The sequence below is a fragment of the Streptomyces europaeiscabiei genome, from assembly GCF_036346855.1.
In the GTDB taxonomy this organism is placed as follows: Bacteria; Actinomycetota; Actinomycetes; order Streptomycetales; family Streptomycetaceae; genus Streptomyces; species Streptomyces europaeiscabiei.
Genome location: NZ_CP107841.1, coordinates 3,855,053 through 3,870,279, shown reverse-complemented (window position 1 = coordinate 3,870,279; position 15,227 = coordinate 3,855,053). Strand labels below are relative to the sequence as shown.

Annotated in this window: 12 protein-coding genes and 1 tRNA gene; 5 read left to right on the top strand and 8 right to left on the bottom strand. The window is 70.0% G+C overall.

Translation table 11 applies throughout. The features are described from left to right. The first annotated feature begins 537 nt into the window (after positions 1-537). Entirely contained in the window at positions 538-1,593 is a 1,056-nt protein-coding gene (locus tag OG858_RS16725; RefSeq protein ID WP_086749209.1) for a LacI family DNA-binding transcriptional regulator, read from the top strand. 371 nt (positions 1,594-1,964) lie between these two features. On the opposite strand, the gene OG858_RS16720 is transcribed toward OG858_RS16725, so the two are convergent. Next, complete coding sequence (locus OG858_RS16720) at positions 1,965-3,791, bottom strand: tetratricopeptide repeat-containing protein (RefSeq protein WP_327724102.1); 1,827 nt, start codon at positions 3,789-3,791, stop codon at positions 1,965-1,967. A 184-nt stretch (positions 3,792-3,975) separates the two neighbouring features. Here OG858_RS16720 and OG858_RS16715 point away from each other — a divergent pair, with 184 nt between their 5' ends. Further along, positions 3,976-4,200: a hypothetical protein gene (locus tag OG858_RS16715; protein WP_143677248.1), complete on the top strand. Its 225-nt coding sequence runs from the start codon at positions 3,976-3,978 to the stop codon at positions 4,198-4,200. A 52-nt stretch (positions 4,201-4,252) separates the two neighbouring features. Here the strand turns inward: OG858_RS16715 and OG858_RS16710 are convergent. From OG858_RS16710 to OG858_RS16695, 4 genes are all read right to left on the bottom strand, one after another. After that, positions 4,253-4,325, bottom strand: a tRNA-His gene (locus OG858_RS16710). A 128-nt stretch (positions 4,326-4,453) separates the two neighbouring features. Further along, positions 4,454-5,056 carry an oligoribonuclease gene (orn, locus tag OG858_RS16705; protein WP_086749203.1) on the bottom strand — a complete coding sequence of 201 codons (603 nt, stop codon included), beginning with the start codon at positions 5,054-5,056 and terminating at the stop codon, positions 4,454-4,456. A gap of 91 nt (positions 5,057-5,147) precedes the next feature. Beyond that, a complete protein-coding gene (locus tag OG858_RS16700; RefSeq protein ID WP_086749202.1) occupies positions 5,148-6,377 on the bottom strand; it encodes a helix-turn-helix domain-containing protein in 1,230 nt (409 codons plus the stop codon). Between the two features lie 378 nt (positions 6,378-6,755). Beyond that, positions 6,756-7,226 carry a hypothetical protein gene (locus OG858_RS16695; RefSeq protein WP_319263576.1) on the bottom strand — a complete coding sequence of 157 codons (471 nt, stop codon included), beginning with the start codon at positions 7,224-7,226 and terminating at the stop codon, positions 6,756-6,758. A 475-nt stretch (positions 7,227-7,701) separates the two neighbouring features. Between OG858_RS16695 and OG858_RS16690 the strand changes: the two genes are divergently transcribed. Then, positions 7,702-8,232 (top strand): universal stress protein, encoded by a 531-nt coding sequence (locus OG858_RS16690; RefSeq protein ID WP_037703396.1) that lies wholly within the window; start codon positions 7,702-7,704, stop codon positions 8,230-8,232. 297 nt (positions 8,233-8,529) lie between these two features. Here OG858_RS16690 and glmS read toward each other — a convergent pair whose 3' ends face one another. Together glmS and OG858_RS16680 are read right to left on the bottom strand one after the other, a co-directional pair. After that, positions 8,530-10,347 (bottom strand): glutamine--fructose-6-phosphate transaminase (isomerizing), encoded by a 1,818-nt coding sequence (gene glmS / locus OG858_RS16685; RefSeq protein WP_086749227.1) that lies wholly within the window; start codon positions 10,345-10,347, stop codon positions 8,530-8,532. 70 nt (positions 10,348-10,417) lie between these two features. Next, a complete protein-coding gene (locus tag OG858_RS16680) occupies positions 10,418-10,675 on the bottom strand; it encodes a hypothetical protein (protein WP_086749226.1) in 258 nt (85 codons plus the stop codon). Positions 10,676-10,861: 186 nt separating this feature from the next. Between OG858_RS16680 and OG858_RS16675 the strand changes: the two genes are divergently transcribed. After that, positions 10,862-12,445, top strand: a complete 1,584-nt coding sequence (locus OG858_RS16675; protein WP_086749225.1) for a purple acid phosphatase family protein — start codon at positions 10,862-10,864, stop codon at positions 12,443-12,445. A gap of 69 nt (positions 12,446-12,514) precedes the next feature. On the opposite strand, the gene OG858_RS16670 is transcribed toward OG858_RS16675, so the two are convergent. Further along, complete coding sequence (locus OG858_RS16670; protein WP_328544761.1) at positions 12,515-13,384, bottom strand: DUF4429 domain-containing protein; 870 nt, start codon at positions 13,382-13,384, stop codon at positions 12,515-12,517. Positions 13,385-13,447: 63 nt separating this feature from the next. Here OG858_RS16670 and OG858_RS16665 point away from each other — a divergent pair, with 63 nt between their 5' ends. Next, a complete protein-coding gene (locus tag OG858_RS16665) occupies positions 13,448-15,097 on the top strand; it encodes a beta-N-acetylhexosaminidase (protein WP_179201077.1) in 1,650 nt (549 codons plus the stop codon). Positions 15,098-15,227 lie beyond the last annotated feature (130 nt).

Below are 15,227 nucleotides of genomic sequence, written 5' to 3'. Positions count from 1 at the left end.
GATGCCCTGACGTGCCGACCCCCCGGCCAACGGCTTTGTTGGGCCCGTTAGTTCATGCTGCGGCTCGGGCGGGGAACGTGCGGGTTGTGTAAGTGCCAGGTACTGTGGGAGCGCTCCCACGAGTGATGTGTTGAAGAGTCGTCGGTTCGCGCGGGGGTGTCAAGGGAGCGAGCGCGGAGAGATGCCTTCGGTTATCGGGCTGTTAACTAACCCGGGGTCGGTGGCCTGGCATGCCCGGAAACGGTAGGGCGGGGCCCGGCCGGGGCTCAAGCGGTCTGCGGAATCGGGCGCCGACGGCACCCGGGCCGACACGGGCGGACGGGTCCGCGGCGCCGGCCCGCCGCCGGGCCCGCCGGGTTCCGGGGCGCCGACACTGTTGGACTCGTGTAACCAGTCGTCCCGGAGGGGACGCCGTCGGAGGCGCCGGGCCGGTCTCACCGACGGCGCCGAAACCCGGATGAGCACTTCTCGGACGTCGTACGACGATCAGGACTGTTAGATTCCACGCCAGCGCGGTGTGAACGGGAGGCGACCATGGTGACAGGCCACGGAGCACGGGGCCGGAGCGGTGGACGGCCGACGTTGGAAGAGGTCGCCGCTCGGGCCGGCGTGGGCCGGGGGACGGTGTCCCGGGTGATCAACGGCTCGCCCCGGGTCAGTGACGCGACCCGCGCGGCGGTCGAGGCGGCCGTCGCGGAGCTCGGCTACGTCCCGAACACGGCGGCCCGTGCTCTCGCGGCGAACCGCACCGATGCGATCGCGATGGTCGTCCCCGAGCCGGAGACCCGCTTCTTCTCCGAGCCGTACTTCTCCGACATCCTCAAGGGCGTGGGCGCACAGCTGTCCGACACGGAGATGCAGCTCCTGCTGATCTTCGCGGGCAGCGACCGGGAGCGCCGCCGTCTGGCCCAGTACCTGGCCGCGCACCGCGTCGACGGCGTCCTCCTGGTCTCGGTCCACGCGGACGACCCGCTCCCCGATTTGCTGTCACAACTGGAAATCCCGGCGGTCATCAGCGGCCCCCGCTCGGAGCACGAGACGCTCCCCTCCGTCGACTCCGACAACTACGGCGGCGGCCGCTCGGCGGTGGAACACCTGATCGAGCGGGGGCGGACCCGGATCGGCACCATCACCGGCCGCCTGGACGTCTACGGCGCCCAGCGGCGCGTCGTGGGCTACCGGGACGCCCTGGAGGACGCCGGCCGCGAGGTCGACGAGCGCCTGATCGTCCCCGGTGACTTCACGGAGGAGGGCGGCCGCCGGGCGATGACGGAACTGCTGGCCCGCTGCCCCGACCTCGACGCGGTCTTCGCCGAGTCCGACGTCATGGCCGCCGGCGCCCGCCAGGTCCTCCGCGAGGCGGGCCGCCGCATACCCGACGACGTCGCCCTCGTCGGCTTCGACGACTCGGCGATCGCCCGCCACATGGACCCACCCCTCACCAGCGTCCGCCAGCCCATAGAGGAAATGGGCCGCGCCATGATCGACCTCCTCCTCGACGAGATCGCGGACCGCCGCCCGGCGGTGTCCCGGGGGCTGGAGCGGCGACAGGTGATGCTGCCCACGGAGCTGGTGGCGCGGGCTTCTTCCTGAGAGCGGCTCTGTTCGAACACCGGGGTTCCGAGATGCTGGGCCTGACCGTCATCGCCCATGGTCATGGTCATCGTCCGGTGGCTCTCCGCCCCGTGGAATGGTCTGCGTCTGCCGGAGAAGCACCGCGTCCTTGCCTCATGGAGAACCTTGGCAGGAGCGGGGAAGACGCGGGTGGCCACCCGCTGGTGGGCAGGAGCGGGTCGAGGGTCCGTCAGGGGCGCACCTGGCCCGGATCGGTGATGTCTTCCGGGCGGTCGGGAAGCAGGACTCGGGGGAGGGCCTACGGGGTGAGGCTGCCCGATCGCGATGAGCGGTGGTTTGTGAAGGCGGCGGTAGAAACCGGAACGTCTTGCCTACGGTGGTGTCGGCCGTCAGCTCTGAATTCGCTGCGGCAGATGCCGTAGGCACTCGGCGACCGCCGCACCGATGGCGCTCGTGGCGGTCGGGGCCAGTAGTCGTTGGCAGTTCAGGAAGTCCTGCAGGGGCGCCACGACGGATGAGAGCACCGACTCGGTCTCGTGCGGCCGTACCAGGCCGATCGCCTTCCGCAGTTCCGTGAGCCCCTCCTCCTCGCGGCCCGTCAGCAACAGGGTGTCCGCGAGGTCGAAGACGGGCCAGGGGTCGGTTCCCGCAGCATCCTCCGCGGCGAAGCGCGCCAGATGCTCCAGCCGGCGGAATCTGTCGAGGACGGGGGAGGGGTCGGTGCCGCGGACTCCGTGGAGCAGCAGTTCCACCCGGGCCTCGTTGAGCCGCGGATAGGTGTCGTTGCCGCTCAGTGCGATGGCCCGGCGATAGCAACCCAGGGCCCTCTCCAGTTCGACGGGGTCGAATTGCTCGGGAGGTTCTCGGCGCGCCAGACGTCGGTGCAGACCGCCCAGGGTGGCCCAGGTCTCCCCATCGGAGTCGTCGAGTTCGACCGCGCGGGCGAAGGCGTCCGCGGCCTCCTGGAGCCCACCGCGTTTGCTGCGCGTGGTGCCCAGTTCACGCCAGCTCGGGGCATGGTCGGCCCGCAGCCTCACACAGATCCACAACATGGCCTCCGCCTCGGCATGGCGGTTCTTCCGGCGCAGTGCGACACCCAGCTCGAAGTGTCCGCGCAGGCTCGAAGGATTGCGGGCCACTGCTTCGTGCAGCAACTCGATGCTCCGGTCCTGGTTGTCATGGCTCAGGGCGAGCGCTGCGTCGATGAGGTCCTCGCCCTGCTGTGCCCGCAGGCCCGCGATCTCCGTGGCCAGGGCTTCGTAGTGGGCACGCGGCACCGTGACGTAGGCGGAGCCCTCACGTACGGGGCTGTCCACATGTTCGCGTCGGCGTACTCCCCCGACCACGGCCTCCGTGATCTGCCGCCTTGCCTCCTTGAGCTCCTCCGGCATGGGGCCGTAGCCGATCACCCGGCTTGCCGCGGCGTTGAACAGGACCTGGCGCACGTCCTGGGCGATCAGCACGGTCACCGCGTCGCGCAGCGCCCACCGGACACCGAGTTCCAGGTAGACGTTGGGATTGGCGCCGCTCAGGTCGGCTATGTAGACATCTGCCTCCATGGCCTCGCGGAACATCGAGCGGTGAATCGTCCCCATGAACGTCTTCTCCTTCTCGATGACCAGATGCGTCTCGCAGCCCAGCACCTTGCCGACGCGCGTGGCCACGGGCTCCAGTAACTGTCGTCGGATCTCCGGGATGTTCGTCCAGCGGGCCCCGCCCCCCATTGAGCTGCCGGGCATCGCCACGAAGATACGGACGGCCGGAGGCTCGTCGAACACGGATGCCTCAGCCGGATGGTCCGGTTCCGGCGACAGCGACGGCGACGGCGACGGGGCCGGGGCCGGGGCCGGCGGGTGCGGGTGCGCGTGCGGTTGTTGCTGAGTCGCCTCGGCAGCCGAGATGCTCTGCTTGGCCGACCTCTGAAGAAGCTGCAGTGCGCTCCAGCGGTCGCGCCAGCTCTCGATCCTGGGGTCACGCGGCGGCACCGGGCGGTGGTCGCCGCCACCGGTGAAGCCCAGCAGTGTCTGTACAAGCGCGAGCAGCAGGTCGAGTCGGGGCAGACGCCTGCCGTTGAGTACCTCGCTGACGGTCGACGGGGGCAGCGGGCGCTCGGCCGGGGCATGCCGTTCGATCTCGCGCAGGGCCGGGTTGCCGTGCTGGACCTGAAGTGCCCTCAAGTCCGCGGCCAACTCGGCGAGTCCTTGCTCGACGTCCACGCGGTCACCCTCCGACTGTCGCCCCGGAATGCGTCCCTGGCATCCGTCCGGCATACGGAGCGGGAGAGTTGCCGGCCGTCCGACCGCGTTCACGGACGTCCGGTCGTGTTCCGCCACGTCCGGGATGCTGCGGGACCGTTCGACTGTCTGAAGCATTCCCACTGGGTCCGGCTTCACTGGCGGCATGACCGAGAAAACACATGCCATGAAGCGTCCGACCGAGCAGGGAGCGCGTGAGACGGCTCACGCAGCTCTCGTCGAGCGCACGCTCGATTTCGTCGCCCTGGTGGGCATGCTCACCGTTGTCACCGCGGTGTTCCTGCTGGCCGGTCCCGAAGCCTTCGCCGCCGTCACCTCCGTCGGCACGGGCCTGTTCACGGCCTGGCGAGGCCACCGCCGACAGACTTGACGAAACAAGTCCGGCCCCGGTCCGCTTTCGCGGACCGGGGCCGGACTCTCAGGGTGAGTGACGGGACTCGAACCCGCGGCATCCTGGACCACAACCAGGTGCTCTACCAGCTGAGCTACACCCACCATGACCGGCGGTTCATCCGAAGGTTTCACCGACCGGCCGAGAAAAAGTGTACAGGGTCCTGAGGGGTGCCCGCGCACGCGTTTCGGTGGAGGGCGTTCGGGGGCCCGGACGGGCCCCGTGGACGGGATTACAGCGCGGGCAGGACGTGCTTCGCGGCGATCGTGCGTGCCGTGTCCGAGTCGGGGCCGGGGTGCGGGACGAAGATCGCCTCGCGGTAGTAGCGCAGCTCGGCGATGGATTCGCGGATGTCGGCGAGGGCGCGGTGGTTGCCGCTCTTCTGGGGGCTGTTGAAGTACGCCCTCGGGTACCAGCGGCGGGCCAGCTCCTTGATCGAGGAGACGTCCACGATGCGGTAGTGGAGGTAGTCCTCCAGCGTGGGCATGTCCCGGAGCAGGAAGCCGCGGTCCGTGCCCACCGAGTTGCCGCACAGGGGGGCCTTGCCCGGTTCCTTCACGTGTTCCCGTACGTACGCCAGGACCTGTGCCTCGGCGTCCGCCAGCGTCGTGCCGCCGGGCAGCGCGTCGAGCAGGCCGGACGCGGTGTGCATCGTGCGCACCACCTCCGGCATGGTCTCCAGCGCCGAGTCCGGCGGGCGGACGACGATGTCGACACCTTCGCCGAGCACGTTCAGCTCGGAGTCGGTGACGAGGGCGGCCACCTCGATGAGCGCGTCGTCGGACAGCGAGAGGCCGGTCATCTCGCAGTCGATCCACACCATGCGATCGTTCATGTGTCTCACCTTACGGCCCGTGACAGCCGTACGGCCCGGTCCTGCACCGGGGTGATCAGGTGCGGGACCGGGCCGTACGGGCCGGTTGGTGCTACGGCGCGCTGCGCTGCCCCGGCAGGCGGCCCGTCGCGTACAGCTCGGGCTTGGTGCCCTCCGTGGAGAGGGACGCCGACGGCGCCAGGGTGCTCGCCGCCGCCGTGCGCCGGGCCTGGAGCGGCACCGGGGCGTGCTCCGGCGACACCGGGGACGGCCCATGGATGCCGTGCGGGCCGTCGTGGTGGTGGTCGCTGTGCTTCTCACCCTGCGGACGCCGCGCCCGGTACGCCGCCCGGTACGCCGCCGGGGACGAGCCCAGCTGCCGCCGGAAGTGCCCGCGCAGGGCCACCGGCGAACGGAAGCCGCACCGCCCCGCGACCTCGTCCACCGAGTAGTCCGACGTCTCCAGGAGACGCTGCGCCTGCAGTACGCGCTGAGTGATCAGCCACTGCAGGGGAGCGCTCCCGGTGAGCGAGCGGAACCGGCGGTCGAACGTACGACGGCTCATGTACGCCCGTGCCGCGAGCGTCTCCACGTCGAACTGCTCGTGGAGGTGCTCCAGCGCCCAGGCGACGACCTCGGCGAGCGGGTCGGCGCCGATCTCCTCTGGTAAAGATCGATCGAGGTAGCGCTCCTGGCCGCCCGATCGACGGGGTGGGACGACGAGACGACGGGCCAGCGCGCCGGCCGCCTCGTTCCCGTGGTCGGTCCGCACGATGTGCAGACATAGATCGATTCCGGCCGCGGTGCCGGCCGATGTCAGTACGTCGCCGTCGTCCACGAAGAGTTCTCGTGGGTCGACGTGTACGGACGGATAGCGCTTGGCCAGCGTCGGCGCGTACATCCAGTGTGTCGTCGCCGGCCTGCCGTCCAGCAGGCCGGCGGCGGCCAGCACGAAGGCGCCGGTGCACAGCCCGACGATGCGGGCACCCTCTTCGTGCGCTCGGCGCAGTGCGTCGAGCGCTTCCTCCGGCGGCGGTGAGGTGATCGAACGCCATGCGGGCACGACCACCGTGCCCGCACGCGAGATCGCCTCAAGGCCGTTCGGTGCGGTGAGTTCCAGGCCCCCCGTGGTCCGCAGCGGGCCTTCCTCTCCCGCGCACACCAGCAGGCGGTAGCGCGGTACGCCGGCGTCCTGGCGGTCGATCCCGAACACCGACAGTGGTATGGAACTTTCGAAGATGGGACCGCCGCTGAACAGCAGCACCGCGACGATCTCCTTGCGGCGTCGCCCGGACAGCTTCCGGGCCGCGGCTTCCGGCGCGGCGGTGGAGTCGTGGCTCATACTGCTAAGCCCCCCTCGGTGGTCGCGGCTCCTCGGTTGTGTCGCTCCTGCACGTTTCCCCTTGGTCCTGCACGAGTCCCCCGCCGTAAGACAGTCATGATCGAATCTACTGTGTCCCGTGGTGCCGGCGTGACCAGTTCGCCACCCGGCACATTGTCGACATGGCAACTTGGCGTGAAGCATTCGATCACGAAGCGTTGCACTCGTGGGCCGTGCAGGGAAGTGCGCCTCGTCCCAGTGGCCGGTCCACGTAGGGTGCGCGCGGCCCCTGGACCCCTTTCAGTGCAGGTCGAACGGGGGGTGGAGGGGTGTTCGGCCAAGGGGTGTGCGGGTAACAGAAGTTGGCTGAAAAGATACGGGGGTGTGCGCGGAAACCGGTCAGTCGACCGGCGTACTCGGGCCGGAGTTCCGTCCGCCCCTGTGCGCCCCGGAAGAGGAGCGTCCCCGACGGCCACGCCGGGGGGTGCGATCTTCGGCCATCGAACGGGCGGCTGTCCTACGGGTTGGTGTCGCGCGGGTGAGCGTCGTGTGTGTGGCCGACGCGTGTGAGGCCGTCCTGCGGGCCGCCCGGGCCGCTCCGCGTTCCGACTGGCGGAGGAGGACGCGGCAGACGCCGGTGACCGCGGCGAGGCCGAGGGCCGCGCCCGTCGCGCCGGCGAGGGAGGTGCCGTACCAGACGAGGACGACCGGGACGAGGACGCAGCTGAACGCCGCCCAGCGGACCACGTCCGTGGCGGTGTCGGTGGGGTGGGGCACGGGCTGGGGGGCGCGGCCGGGGGCGCTTCGCGGGGGCGGGGGGATCTCGTCGGCTTCGGGGGCGGACCGGGGCGCGGTGCGGTGTGCGGACACTGCGGGCTCCCTCCTGGCTCCCTGGGCTGCGGCTTACCGGGGTTCAACGCCTGTTCGACCTGTCGGTCACTGGTACTGCTTGATCGGGTTGCCGTCGGAGGTGTCTTCGCCGGTGTCTTCGCCGGTGTCTTCGTCCGCCCCCGCTCGCGGGGTGTCGTTGCGCCCGCCTTCCCTCATCACCCCTGGCGGCACGACTGCCCGCAGTCACGACGACCATGCGAGAACCGCACCCCGAGCCGTGAGGCGCCCGTCGGTCCGAAACCGGCTGTACGTGGCAGCAACCATTGCGTTACGGGGCAGTGCTCGTGCATGCTCCCTGGAACCCCGCGCAGCCGGTGCGGGAACTGGGCGGAGGAGGCGTGCGGTCGTACCCTTGGGGGTATGGGGTGGGGAAGATGATTCCCGGACACGGCTCCGCCGCACACTGACGTCCCATCCACGTCGTCCCACACGAGGACCAAACGCCGAGACACCCATGGCCGGTCAAGAATTCTTCGACTCCGCGGACCGCAAGCGGCGGCCCGTCGCCGATCACACGGCGGCCGAGCCCCTTGCGGCAGAAGAGACACGCCCCTCCTGCGATCCCGCCTTCAAGCATGGCGTCGTCGTCGGCTTCGACGGTTCGACGTCCAGTGAGCGTGCCCTCGCGTATGCCATCGGCATGGCCCGCCGCTCCGGCTCGGGCCTGATCATCGTGCATGTCGCCAACCGGCTGCCCACGACCGTGTGGGCCGGCTGCGAGCCGCCCGTCTTCGTCGACGTCCCCGATCACCGGACCGAGGTCCTCGGGCTGGAGCTCGCGTGCGCCGACTATCTCGCCGAAGTGCCCTGGATCCTCGTGGAGCGCGGCGGCGACATCTGCCACGAACTCGAAGAGGTGGGGCGGGAGTACGAGGCCGACGCGATCGTCGTCGGCTCCACGCACGGGCTCGTCGGCCGGCTCTTCGGGTCGGTCGCGGGACGGCTCGCGAAGCGGGCGCAGCGGCCGGTCATCGTCATTCCGTGACGTTCGGCGTCGCTGTTCCGTGGCGTTCCGCGTCGTCGGTCCGTGGCGTTCCGTGTCGTCGGTCCTTGGCGTTCCGCGTCGCTTTCGGAAACGCGTAAGTCTACTGACGCGTAGGGGTGTTTGTGCCCTTGTGAAGGGCATAACCCGCGTGATGCCTGACGGAGTGGTGTGACGGCCACGGGTAGTTGGCAGCGGCGTCGGGGCGTTGGGCGGCCCCGGCGTGTCGAACGGACCCCCCGTGATGGGTGGCATCACGGGGGGTCCGTCCTCGTTGTACGGCCTCTGCGGGTTGCGTCCCTACTCGACCGTGACCGACTTCGCGAGGTTCCTGGGCTTGTCGATGTCGCGGCCCAGGGCCAACGCCGTGTGATAGGCGAGGAGTTGGAGGGGGATGCCCATGAGGATCGGGTCGAGTTCGTCCTCGTTCTTGGGGACGACGATCGTCTGGTCGGCCTTCTCCTGCTCCCGGTGGGCGACGGCGAGGATCTTGCCGCTGCGGGCCTTGATCTCCTCCAGGGCGGCGCGGTTCTTCTCCAGCAGGTCGTCGTCGGGGACGATGGCGACCGTCGGGAGGGCGGGCTCGATGAGGGCGAGCGGGCCGTGCTTGAGCTCGGAGGCGGGGTAGGCCTCGGCGTGGATGTACGAGACCTCCTTGAGCTTCAGGGAGGCCTCACGGGCCACCGGGTAGCCCCGGACGCGGCCGATGAAGAGCATCGAGCGGGCCTCGGCGTACTGCTCGGCCAGCTTCTTGATCTCCTCCTCCTGCTCCAGCATCTCGGCGATCTGGGCGGGGAGCCTGCGCAGGCCCTCGATGATCCGCTTGCCGTCGCGGACGGAGAGGTCGCGGGTGCGGCCCAGGTGCAGCGCCAGCAGGGCGAAGGCCACCGTGGTGTTGGTGAAGCACTTCGTGGAGACGACGCAGACCTCGGGGCCGGCGTGGACGTAGATGCCGCCGTCCGCCTCGCGGGCGATCGCCGAGCCGACGACGTTCACGACGCCCAGGACGCGGGCGCCCTTGCGCTTCAGCTCCTGGACGGCCGCCAGCACGTCGTACGTCTCGCCGGACTGGGAGACGGCGATGTAGAGGGTGTCGGGGTCGACGACCGCGTTGCGGTAGCGGAACTCGGAGGCCGGCTCGGCGTCCGCGGGGATACGGGCCAGCTCCTCGATCATCTGGGCGCCGATCATGCCCGCGTGGTACGAGGTGCCGCAGCCGAGGATCTTCACGCGGCGGATCTGGCGCGCCTCGCGGGCGTCCAGGTTGAGGCCGCCGAGGCGCACGGTGGAGAAGCGGTCGTCGATGCGCCCGCGCAGCACGCGGTCCACGGCGTCGGCCTGCTCGTGGATCTCCTTGTGCATGTAGGTGTCGTGGCCGCCCATGTCGTACGAGGCGGCCTCCCACTCCACGGTGGTGGGCTCCGCCGTGGTGCGGGTGCCCTCCGTGGTGTAGGTGCGGAAGTCGTCGGCCTTGAGGGTGGCCATCTCGCCGTCGTCGAGGGTGACGATCTGGCGGGTGTGGGTGACCAGAGCGGCTATGTCCGAGGCGACGAACATCTCCTTCTCGCCGATGCCGAGGACGACCGGGGAGCCGTTGCGGGCGACGACGATGCGGTCGTTGAAGTCGGCGTGCATGACGGCGATGCCGTAGGTGCCCTCGACGATGCGTACCGCCTGGCGGACCTTCTCCTCCAGGGTGGTGGCCTGGGAGCGGGCGATGAGGTGGGTGAGGACCTCGGTGTCCGTCTCGGAGAGGAACTCGACGCCGTCCGCTTCGAGCTTCTTCCGCAGGTCGGAGGCGTTGTCGATGATGCCGTTGTGGACGACGGCGACCTTGTTGTCGGCCGACATGTGCGGGTGGGCGTTCACGTCGGACGGGGCGCCGTGGGTGGCCCAGCGGGTGTGGGCGATGCCGGTGGTGCCCTTGAAGCGCGCGGGGACCTTGGCCTCCAGGTCACGGACGCGGCCCTTGGCCTTGACCATCTTCAGACCGGCCGTCTTGGGCGAGGTGACCACTATGCCCGCCGAGTCGTAGCCCCGGTACTCCAGGCGCTGCAGGCCCTCAAGGAGCAGCGGCGCCACATCGCGCTTGCCGATGTAACCGACAATCCCGCACATATATACGTATCCCCTAGCCGTAGGTGTTCGGTCGTGGCTGATCGTCCGCGGCCGGGTCGGCCGCGGACGATCAGCCGTAGACGATGCGCCGCAGTTGTCTGAGCGTCAGCTCCGGCGGCGCGACCGCCCGGTACTTCAGGTCCGCCTCGATCCGTTCGAAGATCGTCGCGTTGACCAGGCCCTGGGCCTGGAGCTCGCGGTGGCGGCGACGGACGTAGGCCTCGGTCGTCTCGTCGAAGAAGGCGAGCACGTCCTGGATCACACGCAGCGCCTCGCCCCGGTTTAGGGGCGAGGATCGCGTCAAATGATCAACGAGTTCGTCGTGCACTCGGTAGATCCTGGGGGACGGGCGGGCGTTTCGCAAGAATTCTGCCCGATATCGGGCAGGAGGCTGTTACCACCCCTTGGGGGAACGTTGAATGTGTTATGAGTCGCTGTTCGTGCGCCGTCCATCCGGCGTCCCGCATCCCGTCGCCTGAGGCGACGAGTTTCGGACGTCATGGACATACCTCGCATGGGCGTACCCGAGCAGCTGGCCGAGCGCATGAGCATGGCCGAGCAGCACGAGTACCTGCGCTCCAAGTTCTCCCGGCGCTCGATGATCAGAGGCGGCGCCGTCACGCTCGGCGCCGTCGCGGGCGGCGCGTTCGTTCCGGCCACGGCCCGGGCCGCCACCCCGGCCGCCCTCCGCACCTCGGTTCCGACCCAGGCCGGCGCGAGCGCCGAGCGCGTCGACGGCTCCCTCGTCGCCCCCTTCGGCCGCCACCTCGCCTACGGCAACGACCCGCGCACCGAGATCACCATCTCCTGGCAGGTCCCGCTCCCGGTGAAGAAGCCCTTCGTGCGGATCGGCACCCACGCCTCGCACCTCTCCGTCAAGATCGACGCCGAGGTCCGCACCCTCCACACCCCGGCCGGCGTCGGAGCCAGTGCCGATCACACGCAGTACTACGTGCACGCCAAGCTCACCCACCTCAAGCCCGGCAGGACCTACTTCTACGGCGTCGGCCACGACGGCTTCGACCCGGCCTCACCGCGGTTCGCGGGCACCATCGGCACCTTCACCACCGCCCCCGCCCACAAGGCGCCCTTCACCTTCACGGCCTTCGGCGACGAGGGTGTCGGCTACCACGGCCTCGCCAACAACAGCCTCCTCCTCGGCCAGAACCCGGCCTTCCACCTGCACGCCGGCGACATCGCCTACGCCGACCCGGCCGGCCAGGGCAAGACCGCCGACACCGGCTTCGACTCCCGGGTGTGGGACCAGTTCCTCGCCCAGACCGAGGCCGTGGCCAAGTCCGTGCCGTGGATGCCCGCCTACGGCAACCACGACATGGAGGCCTGGTACTCGCCCAACGGTTACGGCGGCGAGGAGGCCCGCTGGAACCTCCCCGACAACGGCCCCGACCGCAAGAACCTGCCGGGCGTCTACTCCTTCGTCTACGGGAACACGGCCGTCGTCTCCCTCGACGCCAACGACATCTCCTTCGAGATCCCGGCCAACCTCGGCATCTCCGGCGGCACCCAGACCAAGTGGCTGGAGGCGCAGCTCAAGAAGTTCCGCGCGGCCAAGGACGTCGACTTCGTCGTGGTCTTCTTCCACCACTGCGCCTACTGCACCTCCACCGCGCACGCCTCGGAAGGCGGTGTGCGCCAGGAGTGGGTGCCGCTGTTCGAGAAGTACGCGGTGGACCTGGTCATCAACGGCCACAACCACCAGTACGAGCGCACCGACGTCATCAAGGCCGGCGCGGTCACCAAGAAGCTCCCGATCGGCGGCACGGCGTACCCGGAGACCGAGGGGGTGGTGTACGTGACGGCGGGCGCGGCCGGCCGCAGCCTCTACTCCTTCACCGCCCCGCTGTCGTACGAGGGGCACGAGAACGAGGTCGAGTCCGTCTCGTCCTACATCAACACCAAGGAGGGCAAGCAGAACGAGACCGTCACGTGGTCGCGGGTGCGTTACCTGGACTACTCCTTCCTCCGCGTGGACGTGAAGCCCGCGCCGAAGGGGCACTACGCCACGCTGACCGTGCGCGGTATCGCGGAGACCGGTGCGCAGGTCGACCACTTCACGGTGGCGCGCCGGGCCAAGTAGCGCCGCCGGTGCGCCCGGAAGGCGGGGCGCACGAACGGTCCGGTGCCGGGAAGGGGGTCCTCACACGCGTCAGATGCGTTTGAGGACCGCCTGTTTGGCCAGGGTGAACTCCTCGTCCGTGAGCACGCCGGACCGGTGGAGGTCGCCCAGTTCGCGCAGGCGGCGCAGCAGGGCGTCATGGTCCTCCTCGGGGGCCGGCCGGTCCGGCGCGGGCGGGGTCGGCTGCTTGGGCGCGGGGGCCGCCGGATGCGGGAGGCGGGCCTGCACGGCCGCCGCGACCAGGGCCATCAGCGGGTCCTTCTTGAAGCCCCACAGCTCGACGGAGTTGGGGTCGTACTTGGGCGGTGCCTTCGTCGGCGCGTTCCGCACGGTGAAGCGGAGGCTGCCGTTCTCCAGGCCGACCGAGGGGTGCCACTCGACGCCCGCTATGTCCGCCAGCGGCAGCGTCCGCGTCCCGGACGCGGCCTTGGCGTCCTCCGTCTTCCAGTTCCACTCCAGGCGTACGTGGTCGCCGTCGAAGCTCGCCGTGCCGTCCCCGGCGGAGACGGAGAGCGGGACGGCGGGCCCGGCGAGCAGGTAGGAGTCCACCGCGTCGGTCGGCACCTCGTCCAGCAGCAGCGCGTTGCGGACCTCGTCCACGAAGTACTCGGCGACGCCGTACCGGTCGGCGTCGACGCTGAGCCGGTGCGGGTCGTCGGAGTCGGCGAGCCGGCCGCCGGTGGCCTGGAGGAGCGGGTCGGAGCCGTCGCGCAGCCGTAGCCGCAGCCGCCCCGACTTCTTGCCCTGTTCGAAGGAGACGCCCGCCAACGCGCCCAGCGGGACGGAGAGTTCACCCAGAGTCCTGCGGAGCAGGCTCACCCCCTTGTCGCGGCCCGGGGTCAGCCGCAGGGTGTCGCCGTCGAAGGTCCATGTGCCGTCGCGCTGGAGGATTTCCGCCATGAGGAGGATTGTTCCACCGGCTGCGGGAAGAGATGGTCTAGACCTGAAGGGGGTGCAGGGGCGATGGTGGGGAGCGCACAGTTCGTCGATGGGTGGAGGGAGCTCGTTGTGAGATCGCACCACAGATCGACCCGCCTTCTCGGTGCGCTGCTGGTGGTGGCGGCCGGGATCTTCGCCGTGGGAGCCGCACCCGTGTCCGAGAACGCCCAGGCCGACACCGTCACGATCCCGCTCGGGCAGGTGATCCCGGCCCCCGCCTCGGTCCGGGCCGGGGGATCGCCCTACCGGCTGACGAGCGGTACCCGCATCGTCGTGGACGGCGGGCCCGAGGTCCGTCGGATCGGGGACTACCTCGCGGGGATCCTGCGGCCCTCGACGGGGTACCGGCTGCCGGTGACCGAACGCCAAGAGGCTGGAATCCGCCTGCGGTTGGCCCCCGGGGAGACGGGTCTCGGCCAGGAGGGCTACCGGCTGGAGAGCGGCCCCTCGGGTGTCACCCTCACCGCACGCGCGCCCGCCGGGCTCTTCCACGCCGTCCAGACCCTGCGCCAGCTTCTGCCCGCCGCCGTCGAGAAGGACTCCGTGCAGCCGGGTCCGTGGCTGATCGCGGGCGGCACCGTCAAGGACACCCCGCGCTACGGCTGGCGCGGCGCGATGCTGGACGTCTCCCGGCACTTCTTCGGCGTGGACCAGGTCAAGCGCTACATCGACCAGTTGGCGCTCTACAAGTTCAACAAGCTCCACCTGCACCTGTCCGACGACCAGGGCTGGCGCATCGCCATCGACTCCTGGCCGCGCCTCGCCCCGTACGGCGGCTCCACCCAGGTCGGCGGCGGCCCCGGCGGCCACTACACGAAGGCCGACTACGAGGAGATCGTCCGGTACGCGGCCTCGCGCCACCTGGAGGTCGTTCCCGAGATCGACCTGCCCGGCCACACCAACGCGGCCCTCGCCTCCTACGCCGAGCTGAACTGCGACGGTGTCGCGCCCCCGCTCTACACCGGCACCGAGGTCGGCTTCAGTTCCCTCTGCGTCGGCAAGGATGTGACGCACGACTTCGTGGAGGACGTCGTACGGGAGCTGGCCGCGCTCACTCCGGGGCGGTATCTGCACATCGGCGGTGACGAGGCGCACTCCACCAGCCACGAGGACTACGCGAAGTTCATGGACCGGGTGCAGCCGGTCGTCGAGAGGTACGGGAAGACCGTGATCGGCTGGCACCAGCTGACCGGAGCCACTCCGGCGCGGGGCGCGCTCGCGCAGTACTGGGGGCTGGACAGCACGGAGGCCGAGGAGAAGGAGCGGGTCGCGGCTGCCGCGCGGAACGGGACGGGGGTCGTTCTGTCGCCGGCCGACCGGATCTACCTCGACATGAAGTACGACAAGGACACGCCGCTGGGGCTCGACTGGGCGGGGTATGTGGATGTGCGGCGGGCCTACGACTGGGATCCGGGGGAGTACCTGGCGGGTGTTCCTGACTCCGCGGTTCGGGGGGTTGAGGCGCCGTTGTGGACCGAGACGATCGTGACCTCGGACGATGTTGAGTACATGGCGTTTCCGAGGCTGCCGGGGGTTGCGGAGTTGGGGTGGTCGCCGGCGTCGACGCATGGCTGGGACGGGTATCGGGTGCGGCTCGCCGCGCAGGGGGCTCGGTGGGAGGCGCTCGGGATCGGGTTCTTCCGTGCGGCTTCGGTGCCCTGGCTTGCGCGGTAGGGCTCGGGTGTTCGGTGCGGTGTCGGTGCCCTGGCTTGCGTGGTAGGGCTCGGGTGTTCGGTGGTGCGGTGTCGGTGCCCTGGTCTGCGCGATAGAGCTCGGGGGTTCGGTGCGGCGGCGGGTGCGGGTC

Bases quoted from the DNA above. Each gene is read 5' to 3' on its own strand.
- OG858_RS16670 (WP_328544761.1), bottom strand. From the start codon at position 13,384: ATGGCGGAAATCCTCCAGCGCGACGGCACATGGACCTTCGACGGCGAC.
- OG858_RS16700 (WP_086749202.1), bottom strand. From the start codon at position 6,377: ATGAGCCACGACTCCACCGCCGCGCCGGAAGCCGCGGCCCGGAAGCTG.
- OG858_RS16675 (WP_086749225.1), top strand. From the start codon at position 10,862: ATGGGCGTACCCGAGCAGCTGGCCGAGCGCATGAGCATGGCCGAGCAG.
- glmS (WP_086749227.1), bottom strand. From the start codon at position 10,347: ATGTGCGGGATTGTCGGTTACATCGGCAAGCGCGATGTGGCGCCGCTG.
- orn (WP_086749203.1), bottom strand. From the start codon at position 5,056: ATGAACGATCGCATGGTGTGGATCGACTGCGAGATGACCGGCCTCTCG.
- OG858_RS16690 (WP_037703396.1), top strand. From the start codon at position 7,702: ATGGCCGGTCAAGAATTCTTCGACTCCGCGGACCGCAAGCGGCGGCCC.
- OG858_RS16665 (WP_179201077.1), top strand. From the start codon at position 13,448: ATGGTGGGGAGCGCACAGTTCGTCGATGGGTGGAGGGAGCTCGTTGTG.
- OG858_RS16715 (WP_143677248.1), top strand. From the start codon at position 3,976: ATGACCGAGAAAACACATGCCATGAAGCGTCCGACCGAGCAGGGAGCG.